This is a genomic window from Sphingomonas sp. J344, assembly GCF_024700005.1.
Lineage (GTDB): Bacteria > Pseudomonadota > Alphaproteobacteria > Sphingomonadales > Sphingomonadaceae > Sphingomonas.
The window spans coordinates 543,024-557,482 of record NZ_JAJONB010000002.1; the positions used below are offsets into that span (position 1 = coordinate 543,024).

13 protein-coding genes and 1 pseudogene are annotated in these 14,459 nt (G+C 65.6%); 5 read left to right on the top strand and 9 right to left on the bottom strand.

Annotated features, from left to right (window positions below):
* Positions 1-51 precede the first annotated feature (51 nt).
* Complete coding sequence (locus LRS12_RS18750; protein WP_257845986.1) at positions 52-534, top strand: MarR family winged helix-turn-helix transcriptional regulator; 483 nt, start codon at positions 52-54, stop codon at positions 532-534.
* Here LRS12_RS18750 and LRS12_RS18755 read toward each other — a convergent pair.
* Together LRS12_RS18755 and proC are read right to left on the bottom strand one after the other, a co-directional pair.
* A complete protein-coding gene (locus tag LRS12_RS18755; protein ID WP_257845987.1) occupies positions 531-1,160 on the bottom strand; it encodes a hemerythrin domain-containing protein in 630 nt (209 codons plus the stop codon). The two genes, LRS12_RS18750 and LRS12_RS18755, sit on opposite strands and share 4 nt — an antisense overlap.
* Positions 1,161-1,220: 60 nt before the next feature.
* A complete protein-coding gene (gene proC, locus LRS12_RS18760) occupies positions 1,221-2,024 on the bottom strand; it encodes a pyrroline-5-carboxylate reductase (RefSeq protein WP_257845989.1) in 804 nt (267 codons plus the stop codon).
* Positions 2,025-2,180: 156 nt separating this feature from the next.
* Here proC and LRS12_RS18765 point away from each other — a divergent pair, with 156 nt between their 5' ends.
* Complete coding sequence (locus LRS12_RS18765; RefSeq protein WP_257845990.1) at positions 2,181-2,810, top strand: hypothetical protein; 630 nt, start codon at positions 2,181-2,183, stop codon at positions 2,808-2,810.
* Between the two features lie 770 nt (positions 2,811-3,580).
* On the opposite strand, the gene LRS12_RS18770 is transcribed toward LRS12_RS18765, so the two are convergent.
* From LRS12_RS18770 to LRS12_RS18795, 6 genes are all read right to left on the bottom strand, one after another.
* Positions 3,581-4,087, bottom strand: coding sequence for a YbjN domain-containing protein (locus LRS12_RS18770; protein WP_257845991.1), 507 nt, complete (start codon positions 4,085-4,087; stop codon positions 3,581-3,583).
* 111 nt (positions 4,088-4,198) lie between these two features.
* Positions 4,199-4,498: an accessory factor UbiK family protein gene (locus LRS12_RS18775; RefSeq protein ID WP_257845992.1), complete on the bottom strand. Its 300-nt coding sequence runs from the start codon at positions 4,496-4,498 to the stop codon at positions 4,199-4,201.
* A gap of 161 nt (positions 4,499-4,659) precedes the next feature.
* Positions 4,660-5,211, bottom strand: coding sequence for a TspO/MBR family protein (locus LRS12_RS18780; RefSeq protein WP_257845993.1), 552 nt, complete (start codon positions 5,209-5,211; stop codon positions 4,660-4,662).
* A gap of 28 nt (positions 5,212-5,239) precedes the next feature.
* The gene (locus LRS12_RS18785; RefSeq protein WP_257845994.1) at positions 5,240-8,341 is read right to left on the bottom strand and encodes an efflux RND transporter permease subunit; all 3,102 of its coding nucleotides are present in this window, start codon (positions 8,339-8,341) and stop codon (positions 5,240-5,242) included.
* Positions 8,341-9,405 carry an efflux RND transporter periplasmic adaptor subunit gene (locus LRS12_RS18790; protein WP_257845995.1) on the bottom strand — a complete coding sequence of 355 codons (1,065 nt, stop codon included), beginning with the start codon at positions 9,403-9,405 and terminating at the stop codon, positions 8,341-8,343. Before LRS12_RS18790 ends, LRS12_RS18785 begins: the two co-directional genes overlap by 1 nt.
* A 119-nt stretch (positions 9,406-9,524) precedes the next feature.
* Entirely contained in the window at positions 9,525-10,907 is a 1,383-nt protein-coding gene (locus LRS12_RS18795; protein ID WP_257845996.1) for a short-chain fatty acyl-CoA regulator family protein, read from the bottom strand.
* Between the two features lie 180 nt (positions 10,908-11,087).
* Between LRS12_RS18795 and LRS12_RS18800 the strand changes: the two genes are divergently transcribed.
* The 3 genes and pseudogenes from LRS12_RS18800 (at position 11,088) to LRS12_RS18810 (ending at position 13,349) form a co-directional block, all read left to right on the top strand.
* Positions 11,088-11,246, top strand: a complete 159-nt coding sequence (locus LRS12_RS18800) for a hypothetical protein (RefSeq protein WP_186456931.1) — start codon at positions 11,088-11,090, stop codon at positions 11,244-11,246.
* Between the two features lie 118 nt (positions 11,247-11,364).
* A complete protein-coding gene (locus LRS12_RS18805; RefSeq protein ID WP_257845997.1) occupies positions 11,365-12,510 on the top strand; it encodes an acyl-CoA dehydrogenase family protein in 1,146 nt (381 codons plus the stop codon).
* A 49-nt stretch (positions 12,511-12,559) separates the two neighbouring features.
* A pseudogene (locus LRS12_RS18810) lies at positions 12,560-13,349 on the top strand (SDR family oxidoreductase).
* On the opposite strand, the gene LRS12_RS18815 reads toward LRS12_RS18810, so the two are convergent.
* Complete coding sequence (locus LRS12_RS18815) at positions 13,346-14,419, bottom strand: AI-2E family transporter (RefSeq protein ID WP_257845998.1); 1,074 nt, start codon at positions 14,417-14,419, stop codon at positions 13,346-13,348. The pseudogene LRS12_RS18810 and the gene LRS12_RS18815 overlap by 4 nt on opposite strands.
* Positions 14,420-14,459 lie beyond the last annotated feature (40 nt).

The window sequence follows — 14,459 nt, forward strand, 5'->3', positions numbered from 1 at the left end:
CCCGGAATCTACCGTTGCGCACGCCTAAGGCCGATGGCAAAACAGGTCAACATGGCTGTCCCAACTGCGTCCCCGCTATTCCTGCGCGAAGCCGAGATCCGGCGCGGCGTCGAAATGCTCTATTTCGGCTACAGCCACCTCACCCGCTCGATCGACGAGGGGCTGGCGGCGCAGGGGCTGGGCCGCGCGCATCACCGGTCGCTCTACTTCGTCGCGCGCCAGCCCGACATCACGGTGGGCGAGCTGATCTCGCTGCTCGCAATCACCAAGCAGTCGCTTGGGCGCGTGCTGACCGACCTGACCGAACGCGGCCTGATCGAGACGCGGCCGGGGCGCGAAGATCGCCGCCAACGCCTGCTGCGGCTGACGCCCGAGGGCACGAAATTGGAAGCGGAACTGTTCGACGCACTCCGCGAAAAGATGACCGCCGCCTATTCCTCGGCGGGACAGGCGGCGGTCGGGGGGTTCTGGGCAGTGCTTGAGGGGCTGATCCCCGCCGACGAGCGCAAGCGGGTATCGGACCTGGGGCGCTAGGCCACCTTGAACCCCTCGCGGTTCATCGCCTTGGTGAGCGCGGCGTTCTTTTCTTCCGACAGGCTGGCGCGCAGCTGCGGGAACAGCCGCTCCTCCTCATCCTGCATATGCTCCTCCAGTTCGCTGCGCAGCTTGCGGATCGTCGCGAGGAATTGCGGGCTCGCGGCGGGCATATTGTCCAGCTCGTACAAATGCTGCTTCACATAGCCATGCTCGTTGTTGAGCTCGTCCGCCGCCTCGACCTTCCCGGCCTCACGCAGCGCGGGATAGATCACATTTTCTTCCTCGATCGCATGCTTGGCCAGCGCGTGCTTGAGCTGGGTCAGCATCATCGTGCGCCGCGCGGTTGCGCTATCGTCGGTCGCCTCGATCGCGTCGAGCAGTTTGAGCACCGCCTGATGCTCGGCGATCAGCCCGTCCATCCAGTCGCCCGCCAGCAGGGTCGGCGATTGCACCGCCGCCTTGCGGCCCAGCATCGCCAGCACACCCAGCGCCGCGCCCGCCGCAGTCGCGCCAGCGATCTTGCCGAAGCTGCCGCCCCAGCCGCCTTCTTCCTTGAACCGGCCCTGGCTGTCCCGGGCCTGATTGTCTGCCTGCTTCGCTCTGCTCTGCGCCTTGGTCGCCATCATCGCCTCCATGACTTGGAATGTGGCGCGACAACGTTTTCAGCGGGTTGGACGTTCCGTTCAGCCGTGCGCGGCGGCGGCCATTTCGGCGTTGCGCCGCTCGGACGCTTCGAGCGTGGCGGTCAACAGCTTCACCAGCGCGGAATCGGTATCGAGTACATCCAGTCCCTTGCGGGTCGATCCACCGGGGCTCGCGACCTTGTCGGCGAGCGTCGCAGGCGTCTCGGAGGATCGGGCGGCCAGCAACGCCCCGCCCTCGACCGTCGCCAGCGCAAGCCGCAGCGCCTGATCTGCGGGAATGCCGACCGCCGCGCCAGCCGCCGCCAACGCGTCGACGAAGCGATAGACGAACGCAGGGCCGCTGCCCGCGAGCGCGGTCACCGCGTCGAACCGCGCGGCATCGACCCATTCGACGAGGCCGAGCGGGGCCATCAGCACCTCGGCCCCGGCCCGCGCTTCGGCATCCGCACTGTCGCTATGCAGCGCGACCACACCCTTGCCGATCTCGACCGGCAGGTTGGGCATCGCACGCACGATCGCCCCGGCATCGAACCGCGCCGCCAGCGCCGCCTCCTCGACCCCGGCAAGGATCGACACCAGCATCGGCACGCCCGCGATCCGGGCCGCAATCTGATCCGCAATTCCGTCCAGCTGCTGCGGCTTGACCCCCAGCATGACTGCGTCGGGCAGCGCGCCCTCGGGCAGCACCCGCCCCTGCCGCACGCCTTGGGGCAGGTCGCAGTCGCCGCGATTGAGGACAAACACATCCTCCCCGCGCACGGTCCCCGCCGCGATCCAGCGCCGCAACATCGCCCCGGCCATATTGCCGCAACCGATCAGCCACAGGGTCTTGGGGGTCGTCATTGCCACAGCTCCATTGCCTTTACCGCCCGTCGAAGAAGCGCGGCGTCGGGTCAAGCCCCCAGAAAACACGCCGCGCGCGGTTGACCCCGCTTCGCCCGCCAGTACGTTCCGCGTCCGCAACTTTCGGGGACTAAAATGGCGTATTGGCAGGGTTTGGTGACGGGTGCAGCGGTGACCATCGCGGCGGTGACATTGGTGGCAGCGACGAAGCCGCAGAAATTCGGGACGATCGATGTCGAGCGGATCAATGTCCGCGAGCCGGACGGCACGCTGCGGCTGGTGATCGCCAGCAAGGGCCGCTTCCCCGGTGCCTTCTACAAGGGTGACGAGATCGCGCGCCCCGACCGCGCCTTTGCCGCCGGTATGCTGATGCTCAACGACGAAGGCACCGAAAGCGGTGGCCTGATCTGGGCCGGCAAGAAGGATGGCGACAATCTCAATGCCGGGGCCAGCCTGACCTTCGACCGGTTCGAGAATGACCAGACGCTGCAATTGCTCCAGACCGACAGCGGCAACCGCGACAGCGCCGCGCTGATCATCTCCGATCGCCCGGCGGGCAGTATGTTCGCCAAGGTCGATGGCAAGGCGGTGATGCGCACCGATGGCGAGCCCGGCGCCGCGCGCCTGTTCGTCGGCAAGTCGCGCGACAAGGCATCGGTGGTGATGCTTCAGGACGCCACCGGCAAGCCCCGCCTGATGCTCAAGGTCGCCCCCGACGGCGGCGCAGCGATCGACTTCCTCGACGACAAGGGCAAGGTGGTGAAGACGATCGGGCCGGCAAGTTGATGGGGCAAGGGCGCGCCCACAACGGCGCGCCTCGCGTCACCCAATAGGCCGTAGTCTCATAAAGCGGACGGGCTGCTAACGACCCCATAGCGGGCCTTCGCTATCTGTTTTCCGCTTCCTGATTGCGGTCGTCGGCGCCTTTGCTAACGTCGTAGAATGCGACCGCTTCTAACCTCCGGCTTGGTCATTTTTGCGCTGGCTGGATGCAAACATGCTGAGTGGGAGCGAACCAGCGAAGCAATGTCTCCCGATCACCAGTATGTTGCTGTGGCTGAATATAAGGGCGCACCAGCTTCCAATAGCGATCATCGCCGCATCGTCTTGATCCAACGGAGCGCGGGATCGCCTTCGGCCGGGCAGGTGGTAGTATCTGCGGCTAATTCTAATCGTGTGGGCCTACACTGGGAAAGTGACGATCAGCTGATTGTAGAGGTCTGTGGTGCTACTTCTTACGAGGTGCAGGCGCGCCATTTCCGCGACCCTCCATTGAAGGAAGATGGCGAAGAAAACGCGATCCGGGTCGAGGCAGTTTCAGTCAAAAGTGACCGAAACGGACGTCAGCTATGCGCGGACTTGCCCGCAAAGTAGGCTGGCAGCTTCCCACCCAATTTCAGCCGTCCAGCCATCTCGCTGAAAGCGGTCGTTTGTGGGTTCACGGCCTCCAGGACTATGGCTGCTGAGGCGCAGGCTTGACGGTGCGGGGCTGCCCAGGCCGGTCAAAGAAGCCCGGCCCCGCGTCGAGCACGGGGCGACGGGACTATTGCTTGCGCTTACGCCTCGCCCTGCGTCTCGATCAGCGCGGCGGCGATCGCTTCCTTCGGCGACTTGCCGCCCCACAGGACGAACTGGAACACCGGGTAGAAGCGCTCGCATTCGTCGATCGCGCTTTCGACCAGCAATTCGGTGTGCTGCAGCGTAATCGATCCGCCGTCCTCGCCAGGGATCATCGCGGCGTTGCGGTAGAGCAGGATCCCGCTCGACGACCAAAGTTCGAAATGGCCGACCCAGAGCTGTTCGTTGACCAGCCCGATCGTCTCATAGATCGCCGCGCGGCGCTCGTCCGGGATGCGCACATCCGGGAACGCCAGAAACTGGAGCACGCCATCGTCCTCGCGCCAGATGGCGCGCAGCTCGTACTCGGTCCAGCTGCCCTTTACCTTGGCAACGACCTCATCCTCTTCGCGCGTATGGCTCCAGCCATGCGCCGCGAAATAGCTTTCCAGCATGTCGATCGGCGCGGCGTCATCGTCGCGCTCATATTCGCTCTCATCGAGCATTCCGGTCGTCCTCCGCCCGGCCCTTGCCTGGCGCAGTTGGTGCCAATCCTCGCCGCGCCGCACAAGCAGCATAGCGTAAACGCGGCGGAAATAGATGTGGAAAAACGGGTTTTAGAGGCCCGCGCCCGGCTTTCTGGGCTTGCTGGGCTTCGCAGCTGCGGCAGTTCCGGCCAGCTTCGCCTCCAGCGCCTCGATCCGCGCACGCAGCGCATCATTCTCGTCGCGTGCCGCAGCGGCCATCGCCTTCACCGCCTCGAACTCGTCGCGCGCGACGAAATCCATGCCCCCGACAAAGCTCTTGAACCGCTCACGCGCTGCGCTCTCGCCCTCACGCGCCATGCCGGCCATCGTGCCGGCCGCGCCGTTCACGAACTTCACGAAATCGTCGAAAATGCGGTTGTCGCTCTGCATTGTTTATCTCCTGGGCGGCACCGGCCCGCTCCCCCACGGGGTCCCCGCAAAGTAATACTTTGCGGGGCTACCCGCACCCGGCCACCCAACTTTAGTAGCCTATGGGTGGCCGGGTGGGGGGAGCGGGCCGGTGCCGCACGTTCAGCCCAGCTGAACCAAACTCAAATAGCCATTTGGGGCGCGGACTGCGCCGGGACAAGGGTTTCGGCGTTGGGATTGAGCTGGTCGATCTGGAAGCACAGCCATCCCGCGAAGCACAGCCAGCCCAGATAGGGGATCATCAGGATCGCCGCACCGGTGCGGATCCGCCCGAACAGGATCGTCGTGGCGAGTGCCAGCACCAGGATCACCCCGATCAGCACGAACGCCCAGAACACCTGATGCATGCCAAAGAACAAGGGCGACCAGGCGAGGTTCGCGCCCATCTGCACCGCGAACAGCACCAGCGCCGGGCCGCGCAGCTTCGACCCGCGCGCATTGATGATCATCGCCAGCGCCAGGCCCATCAGGACATAGATGACCGTCCACGCGACCGGAAACGCCCAGTCGGGCGGGGTCTGCGGCGGCTTTTCCAGCATCTGGTACCACAGGTTTTCAGCGCCGGTCGGAGCGATGCGGGCCGAGGTAAAGCCGAGCAACAGGATGAACGGGACGGTGACCACCGCCCAGCGCAGAAACGCAAGCCGCAACTGTCCCTTGGACGCAATCTCCATTACCGCTCCCCAGTCCTTTTGACCCGGCTTATTCGGCCGGTTGCGGCTGTGCCATCGCCGCATCAAGCTCCCGGCTCACGGCTTGGGGCGAACCGGTCCACTTGGCAAGCCTGCTATACAGGATCGGGATGAGGAACAAGGTGATGAGCGTCGCGAGCAGCACGCCGAACACGATCACCACGCCGATCGCCGATCGCGCGCCCGCGCCCGCGCCGCTCGCCAGCATCAGCGGCACCGCGCCCGCCGCGGTCGCAATCGACGTCATCAGGATCGCGCGCAGACGCCGTGCCGAAGCCATGCGGATCGCGTCGGCGATGCTCTTGCCCTCGTCGCGCAGCTGGTTGGCGAATTCGACGATCAGGATGCCGTTCTTCGCCGCCAATCCGACGAGCATGACGATGCCGATCTGACTGTAGAGATTGAGTGTCTTGCCGAAGAAGAATAGCCCGAGCATCCCGCCTGCGACGGCGAGCGGTACGGTCATGATGATCACGCCGGGATGCACGAAGCTCTCGAACTGCGCGGCGAGCAGCAGATAGACGACGAGGATGGTGAGGCCGAACACCAGCAGGATCGACCCGCCGGTCTCGACGAACGCCTGGCTTTCGCCGCGATAGCCGACCGCCAGCACTTCGGGCGATTCCGCTGCCTGTTCCTGAAGGAAGGTCAGCGCCTGCCCCAGCGAATAGCCTGGCGCGACGCCGCCAGACAGGGTGATCGCGCGCAGCTTGTTGTAGCGGCCAAGATCGCGCGGCCCCGACATTTCGCGCGTGGTGACGAGGTTGGACAACGGCACCAGCGACCCGTCACGCGCGCGGACATGGATCTGGGCGAGGTTGGCAAGCGTCGAGCGGTTTTCGGCATCCGCCTGAACAATCACCCGATACTCCTCGCCCCGGTCGAGATAGGTCGAAACGCGGCGCGACCCGAGCAATGTCTGCAGCGCCTGGCTGACCGCATTGACCGACACGCCCAGATCGCCGGCGCGGGTCGTGTCGACCTCGATCCGCATCTGCGGCTTGGTTTCCTTGTAGTCGGAATCGAGGTTTACGATCCCCGGGTTCTGCGCCGCCGCCGCAACGATGCGGTTGCGGGCAGCGACCAGCCCCTCATAGGTGTTGCCCGCCAGAACGAAGTTGATCGGCTGCCCGCGCCCGCGCCCCAGAGCCGACCGCACCTGCGCGTTGCCGCGCACCGCCGGTTCGTTGGCGAGGATACGGTTGATCTGCTGCGCGACCGCCTGCGTCGACGTGTCGCGCTCTTCCCAGGTCTTCAGAAAGACGATGAATGTGCCGCTGTTGAAATCGTCGCCCGCACCAAATCCGCCCGGCGTGCGGGTGATGATCGTCCGCACCGCACCCTGATCGAGCAGCGGGAGCAACTTCTCCTGCGTGCCCAGCATATACCGGTCCATCTGGTCGAAGCTCGTGCCCTCGGGCGCGCTGATCTGCACCTGCGCGACACCCTGATCCTCGGCCGGGACCAGCTCGGACTGAAGCGTCACGAACGCGCCGCCCGCAGCGAACAGAAAGGCGAGTACGCCGATCAGCGGGATCACGGGCTTGTCGATCGCGCGCGAAAGCTGGCGGCTGTAAAATCCCTCGAGCCGCTGGAACTTGTCGTCGACCCAGCCGGTGAAGCGACCGCGCTTTTCCTTGCGCAGCATCTTGGAACACAGCATCGGCGTCAGGCTGAGCGCAAGGAAGCCGGAAAAGGCGATCGCGCCGATCATTGCGACGGCCAGCTCGCGGAACAACAACCCGGTCTGCCCGGCGAGGAAACAGATCGGCACGAACACGGCGCACACCACCAGCGTCGTCGACACCACCGCGAAACCGACCTGCCGCGTCCCCTTGAACGCGGCGACAAGCGGTGGCTCGCCCTCCTCGATCCGGTGATAGACATTCTCGAGCACGACGATCGCGTCATCGACGACCAGACCGATTGCGAGCACGAGCGCGAGAAGGGTCAGCAGGTTGATCGAGAATCCCGCCAGCCATAGCACCGCGAATGCGCCAAGCAGGCAGATCGGCACTGTCACTGCCGGGATCAGCGTCGCCCGCCACGATCCCAGGAACAGGAAGATGACGAGGACGACCAGCACAGCCGCTTCGGCCAGCGTCTGCCACACCTTTTCGATCGCGCGACCGATGAACAGCGAATCGTCGGATCCGACCGTGATCGTCATTCCCTCGGGCAGGTCAGCCTTGACCGCTTCCGCCGTCGCCTTGGCCGTTTCCGCGACCTCCAGCGTGTTGGCACCCGATTGACGGACGATGCCCAGGCCCACCGCCGACTGGCCATTCATGCGAAAGGCGTTGTACGGATTCTCCGCCGACTGCTCGACCCGCGCGACATCGCCCAGCCGGACCAGATATCCGTCCGCGCCGCGACCCACGACCAGGTTCGAGAAATCGCCAGCCGTCGCGAACGGGCGATCGACGCGCAGCGTGCGGTTCTGCTGCTGCGATTCGAGGCGGCCGGCGGGCAGTTCGACATTCTGGCTGCGCAGTGCGGTCTCGACATCTGCCGGGGTCAGCGAATAGGCGGCCAGGCGCGTCGCATCCAGCCATACGCGCATCGACGGCCGCGCATCGCCCGCGACAAACACCCGCGCGACGCCGTCGATCGTGCTGAACCGATCGACCAACGTGCGATCGACATAATCCGACAGTTCCAGCCGCGACCAGCCCGGGCGCGAGATGACGAGGAACAGGATCGGCGAGCTGTCGGCATCCACCTTTCGCACTTCCGGCGCGATCACTTCTTCCGGCAGGTCTTCGACAACGCTGCCGATCCGATCGCGCACGTCGTTGGCTGCGGAATCGATGTCGCGACCGGGGCGGAACTCGATCGAAACATCCGACACGCCGTCACGCGAGCGGGATGTGATCGTCTGGATCCCCTCAATCCCCGACAGCGCCTCTTCGATCGGCTGGGTGATCCGCGCTTCGATCACGCTCGCAGCGGCACCGGTATAGGATGTTTCGACCGACACCACCGGCGGGTCGGTGTCGGGATATTCACGCACCGACAGGCTCAAGAATCCGACGACCCCGATAATCGTCAGCAGGATCGCCATCACCGCCGCAAAAACCGGCCTGCGAACCGAGAGGTCGGAAATCTGCATCAGTTACCCTTGGCCTGGCCGATACCCTTGGGCGCGGCATTGCCGGGGCCGCCAGTGCGGACCTGCTGCCCCTCGGCAATCTTGACCACGCCCTCGGTCACGACACGCTGGCCGGGCTTCAGACCCTGCGTCACCTCGACCAGCCCGTTCTGACGCAGCCCGGTGCGGATCGGCACCCGCTTCGCTTTCCCGTTCTCGATCGTGAAGACAAAGCTCTGGTCGCCCTCGCCTACCACCGCGAGTTCCGGCACCGCTACGCTGGTGCGCGCCTGCGCCTCGATCGTCACCGTCAACAGCATGCCGGGTTTGAGCTTGCGGTCGCCATTGGCGAGCACCGCACGCACGGTGGCGGCGCGGGTCTGGGGGTTCAGCACCGGGTCGATCGTTGCGATCGTGCCGCGAAATGGCTGATCGGGATAGGCAGCGGCGGTGGCGACAATCGCCTGGCCCGGCTGAATCTGCGCCAGCAGCGTTTCGGGCACGGCGAAATCGAGCTTGATCCGGCTGATGTCGCTCACCGTCGCGATTTCGGTCCCCGCGCCTACCACCGCACCGGCGGAAATGTTGCGCAGCGATACCCAGCCGCCGAACGGCGCACGCACCACACGGTCGCCGATCGATGCGCGCGCTTCGGCAGCCTGCCCCGATGCCTGGCTCGCCAGCGCCTGTTGCGCGTCCACCGCGCTGCGCGTCGCGAAGCCACGGTTTCTCAACTCTTCGAGCCGGGCGAGTTGCTGCTGCGCCTCACGCGCCCGCGCATTGGCCTGGGCAAGCTGCGCATTTTCCTGGCCCTGTGCCAGCACCGCGATCACCTGACCCCGCCCGACATAGGCCCCGTCCTCGAAGTTGAGGCGCAGAATTCGTTCGGTAACCGGGGCAGTGAGCGTCACCTGTTCGTTCGCGCGCGCGGTGCCGACCGCGTCAATTCGCTCGACAAAACGCGCGGACTGAACCGCGGCAAGCGTCACCAGGGGCGCCTCGCGCCCCTTTTTCTGCGCGGCATCGCCCCCGCCGCACGAGGCAAGGATTGCAGCCGAAGCAGCCAGAACAAGAATCATTCGCATGGAGAGCGCGCTACACCAACCGGGGGAACATCAACTATTCCAACCAATTTGTCGCAAAAGTGTGTCAGGCATTATCGCGCCATTGAAGAAACGCTGCGTTTCCAATCGCAACTCGCTGGTCAGTCTGCAGCGAACCCGAACGGAGACACCCCTGCCTCGCGTTCGCTGACCAGCATCGCACGACCCGCAGGGGCAGCGCTGCGCTGGGGGCATTCGCGCGTGCAGGCGCGACAGCCGAGTCCGACTGGAGCCGCCTCTCCGCCGAAATCCAGTCCTCGCGCCGCCGCCAGTCCCGTCGCCGCCTCCGCCGCAAGCCCCAGCGTGACCACGAACCGCGCGCGCACTGCTCCCGCCCAGCCGCCCGGCGGGGCGACGCAGCGTGAGCTGGTAAACCAGCGCGATCTGTCCTCCAGCTCGACCAGCTGGACGATCCGCTCATCGGGACGCGCAAAGGCGGCATAGGCATCGAGCAACGGGCATGGCACCGCCGATTCCACCAGCGGCGACGCGCTGGCCCCGGCGAACCGTTTCGACACCTGCCCCGCCCGGTCGATGCGCAGCATGAAGAAGGGGAGCCCGCGTGCGCCGACACGCTGCAGCGTGGTCAGCCGATGCGCTACCTGTTCCGCGCTCGCCCCAAAGCGGCGGCGGAGCAGTTCGAGGTCATATCCAGTCGCCTCGCACGCGCGCAGAAAGCGGGCGTAGGGCATCATCACTGCCGCCGCGAAGTAACCGGCGAGATGACGGCGATAAAGCCGCTCGGCAACGCGGTCGGGAAAGCCAGCGCCGCGCACCAGAGCCTCGATCTCGGTCCGCGCCTCGCTCGCCAGCTGGCGGGCGAGCGCGAACACCCGGCTCGGCGGATCGAGCGCCTCGGACAGTTGCAGCTGGCGCGCGTGCAGGTCGAGCCGCACGCGCAGCCCCGACAAGACCTCGATCGGCAGCACCCGGATCGCCAGCTGGTGCTTGACCCGCAACCGCTCGGCCATTGCGCCGAACGGATCGCTCGACGCGATGCGCAGCTCGTCGGCCAGCGTTTCGGCGGCGGCGTCGAGATCGGCGAAATGGTTGCGCCAGCGCTCGACCTCCCGCCGCACCGCAGCGCCAGGATCCTCGATCTCGCCGCTGGCCACCGTGCCGCCGGCGCCGATCCGGTCATAGGCGCGCGCGAACGCCTCTGCCCCGCCCGGTGCACCGGCCAGCCATTCGGTCAGCTCGGTCCGATCGACCTCGATATCGGCGAACAACGGGTCGGCAAGGCGGCGACGCATCGCCTCTTCGCCCCCGCCCGGCTCGCCCGCTGCCAGCGTGCGCGGATCGAAGTCGAACACCTGCGCCAGGCTCAGCATCAGCGTCGCCGACAGCGGCCGCTGGTTACGCTCGACCAGGTTGAGATAGCTGGCCGAAACGCCGAGCATCTCGGCCATCGCCGCCTGCGTCAGGCCCTGCCCCCGCCGCAACCGCCGCACGGCGTGTCCCGCGAACAATTTCCGCTCCGCCATGTCCTACAGCCTCCGTTCCTGGTATGTTCTCAGGAAATCACCGATGTCAATTATTTACATAACATCCACCAGCTTGTCATGCGCGAACTACACCATGACCGCGCTGACACCCTATCGGAATTGTCAGCATCGCCATTCGAGAGTCATACAGGATGCACGACTATTTACAGGAGCAAGCCCATGAAGACCCCCGAACCCGCGACTGCCCGTCCGGTCTTCTCGACCGCCGACTTCGCCCTGCTCAAGGAAGCGGTCGCCGACTACACCCGCAAGATCGCCGACGACCCGCGCTCGGTCCAGTTTGCCAACCTCTATCACCGCCTCGGCCGCCTCGGCTGACATATCCCCCGGGTGATGGAGCGATGCCCGCCGGCTCGACCGGCGGGCATTTGCGTCCGCGATTTCGCGCTGCTAATCCCTCGATTCGAAAACAGGGTATGGAGCAGGATCGCCGGATATGAGCTTGGACGCCGAGACGTTCGACGCATTGATCGACATGGTACGCCGCTTCGTCGCCGAACGCCTCCGCCCGCTGGAGGCGGAGGTCGAAGAGGCCGACGCGATCCCGCAGCACATCGTCGATGAGATGAAGGCGATGGGCCTGTTCGGCCTGTCGATCGCCGAGGAATATGGCGGGCTGGGCCTGACCATGGTCGAGGAATGCCGCGTCGCGCTCGAACTCGGGCGCACCACCCCCGCCTTCCGCTCGACCTTCGGCACCAATGTCGGGATCGGCTCACAGGGTCTCGTCATGGCCGGCACCCCCGAGCAGAAGGCCGAATGGCTGCCCAGGATCGCGACCGGAGAGATCGTCACCAGCTTTGCCCTCACCGAACCCGATGTCGGCAGCGACAGCGGCGCGGTAAAGGCCCGCGCCGTCCGCTACGGCGACGTCTATCGCCTCTCCGGCACCAAACGCTACATCACCAATGCCGACAAGGCATCGCTGTTCACCGTGATGGCGCGCACAGGCGACGAACCCGGTGCGCGCGGCGTCTCCGCCTTTCTCGTCCCCCGCGACTTGCCCGGCGTGAGCATCGGCGAGCCTGAGAAGAAAATGGGGCAAAAGGGCGCAAAGGTCGCCGACGTGATCTTCGACGATGTCCCCGTCCCCGCCGCCAATCGCCTCGGCGAAGAGGGCGAGGGCTTCAAGATCGCGATGCGCGTGCTCGACCGCGGCCGCCTCCATATCAGCGCAGTCAGCGTCGGCGTGGCCGAACGGCTGATCGCCGACTGCGTCGCCTACGCCACCGAACGCAAGCAGTTCGGCAAGCCAATCGCAGAGCATCAGCTGATCCAGGCGATGATCGCCGACAGCAAGACTGAAGCGCTGGCCGCCCGCGCCCTCGTCCTCGAAACCGCTGCGGCCAAGGACGCCGGCAAGGACGTGGTGATGGAATCCGCCGCGGCAAAGCTGTTCGCGACCGAAATGGTCGGCCGCGTCGCGGACCGCGCGGTGCAGATCTTCGGCGGCGCGGGCTATATCGCCGATTACGGGATCGAGCGACTCTACCGCGACGTCCGCCTGTTCCGCATCTACGAAGGCACCAGCCAAATCCAGCAGCTGATCATCGCGCGCGAGACGATCAAACGGGGTGGGTAACACTTCTCCCCTCCCGCTTGCGGGAGGGGAACAGTTTTGGGAGAGGCAAATGGATACCAGCAAATTCTTCGACCTGACCGGCAAGGTCGCGCTCGTCACCGGCGGCAGCCGCGGCATCGGCAAGATGATCGCCGAGGGCTTTATCGCGCAGGGGGCGAAGGTCTATATCTCCTCGCGAAAAGCCCCGGCGTGCGAGGAGACCGCCGCCGAACTCGGCCCGAACTGTATCCCGATCCCGATGGACGTCTCGACGGTCGATGGGTGCAAGGCGCTCGCCGCCGCACTGGCGGAGCGCGAGCCGCATCTGGACATCCTCGTCAACAATGCAGGCGCGGCATGGGGCGTCGAGTTCGCGGACTTCCCCCGAGAGCGGCTGGGACAAGGTGATGGACCTCAACGTTAAATCGCCCTTCTTCCTGACGCAGGCGCTGCACGGCCTGCTCAAGGCGCGCGCGAGCCATGACGCACCATCGAAGGTGATCAACATCACCTCGATCGACGGGCTGCGGCTCAATCCATGGGAGACGTACAGCTATCACGCGTCGAAGGCGGCGCTGATCTACCTCACCAAGCGCATGGCCGCGCGGCTGATCCGCGACGGTATCATCGTCACAAGCCTCGCGCCCGGCGCCTTCGCCAGCGAAATGAACCGCGCCGCCCGCGACCATGGTGACGAAGTCGCCAAACGCATCCCGATGCGCCGCATTGGCACGCCCGAGGACATGGCGGGCGCCGCGATCTTCCTTGCCAGCCGCGCGTCGGACTATGTCGTCGGCGACACGCTGGTGGTCGATGGCGGACTGGTCAACGCCTCGCTGGGTGTGAGCATCGACGCCTAATCGGCGTCCTCGGTCTGACCGGCGATCTTGATGTCCTTGCCCAGCAAAGTGCGGACATAGATGCGCTGGACCAGCACATAGACAACGACGGTCAGCGGGGCGGCGAGCAGGACGCCAAGGAAGCCGAACAACAGCCCCGCCGCGACCACGGCAAAGAGCAGGATCGCCGGCGGCACGTCGACCGCCTGCTTCTGGATCATCGGCTGGAGGAAATTGCCCTGAATCTGCTGGATGACCAGGAAGAGCACCACCGTCCACAGCGCAGTCATCGGCGACACGGTGAAAGCGAGCAAGACTGCGGGAACTCCCGCAATGATCGGGCCGATCATCGGGATGACGTCGAGCAGCCCGGCGATCAGGCCCAATCCGCCCGCAGCCGGCACCCCCAACAGCTCAAGGCCGGCCCAGGTGAAGGCAGCGACAACCAACGACGACACGGCCTGCCCGACCATCCATCCCCGCAACCCGCGCGATGCATCGTCGAGCGCCGCCGCGACCGTCGGTTCAGCCTTGTGCGGCATCAACAGCAGCAAGCCGCGCCGATACACCGCCGGATCGCTGGCCAGAAAGATCGCTGCAACAAAAACGAGAACGAAATTGGCGATCCCGTTGGTTGCAGTGAGGACATATCCTCCCGCCCTGCTGGCAAGGCGCGACACGTCGCTGCTGCCCTGTTCGACCATGTTGCGCACCGACTCGCTCAACCCTGCACGCTCAAGGAACGCGCGGACCTGGTCGATCGCGGGCGGGATGCTGTTACGGATCGTCTCGAACTCGCCGGCAAGCTGCGACCCGAACAGCGTGAAGGCACCGCCGAATATGGCGAGGATCAGCACGACCGAGACCCCCAGCGCCGGCCCGCGTCCGATGCGGGCAAAGCGGCTGACCGACCGGGTGATCGCATCGAAAATCGCGGCAAGCACCAGCGCCGCGAAAATCAGCATGAGGAAGCCCGACAGCTCGAGCAGCATCCATGCAAAGCCGACAATCGCCAGGATCGTGACGGTGATCGTCGCGACCCGGCCAATCGTCGGCAAGTCGCTGGCGGTCGAATCCGATGGGGTCGTCATGCGGTGATAGGCTCCAGACAGTGCGTGGGACGTAGTGGTG

Coding starts and splice junctions, on each gene's coding strand:
- LRS12_RS18750 (WP_257845986.1), top strand. CDS start 52: ATGGCTGTCCCAACTGCGTCCCCGCTATTCCTGCGCGAAGCCGAGATC.
- LRS12_RS18755 (WP_257845987.1), bottom strand. CDS start 1,160: ATGGCGACCAAGGCGCAGAGCAGAGCGAAGCAGGCAGACAATCAGGCC.
- proC (WP_257845989.1), bottom strand. CDS start 2,024: ATGACGACCCCCAAGACCCTGTGGCTGATCGGTTGCGGCAATATGGCC.
- LRS12_RS18770 (WP_257845991.1), bottom strand. CDS start 4,087: ATGCTCGATGAGAGCGAATATGAGCGCGACGATGACGCCGCGCCGATC.
- LRS12_RS18775 (WP_257845992.1), bottom strand. CDS start 4,498: ATGCAGAGCGACAACCGCATTTTCGACGATTTCGTGAAGTTCGTGAAC.
- LRS12_RS18780 (WP_257845993.1), bottom strand. CDS start 5,211: ATGGAGATTGCGTCCAAGGGACAGTTGCGGCTTGCGTTTCTGCGCTGG.
- LRS12_RS18785 (WP_257845994.1), bottom strand. CDS start 8,341: ATGCAGATTTCCGACCTCTCGGTTCGCAGGCCGGTTTTTGCGGCGGTG.
- LRS12_RS18790 (WP_257845995.1), bottom strand. CDS start 9,405: ATGCGAATGATTCTTGTTCTGGCTGCTTCGGCTGCAATCCTTGCCTCG.
- LRS12_RS18795 (WP_257845996.1), bottom strand. CDS start 10,907: ATGGCGGAGCGGAAATTGTTCGCGGGACACGCCGTGCGGCGGTTGCGG.
- LRS12_RS18800 (WP_186456931.1), top strand. CDS start 11,088: ATGAAGACCCCCGAACCCGCGACTGCCCGTCCGGTCTTCTCGACCGCC.
- LRS12_RS18805 (WP_257845997.1), top strand. CDS start 11,365: ATGAGCTTGGACGCCGAGACGTTCGACGCATTGATCGACATGGTACGC.
- LRS12_RS18815 (WP_257845998.1), bottom strand. CDS start 14,419: ATGACGACCCCATCGGATTCGACCGCCAGCGACTTGCCGACGATTGGC.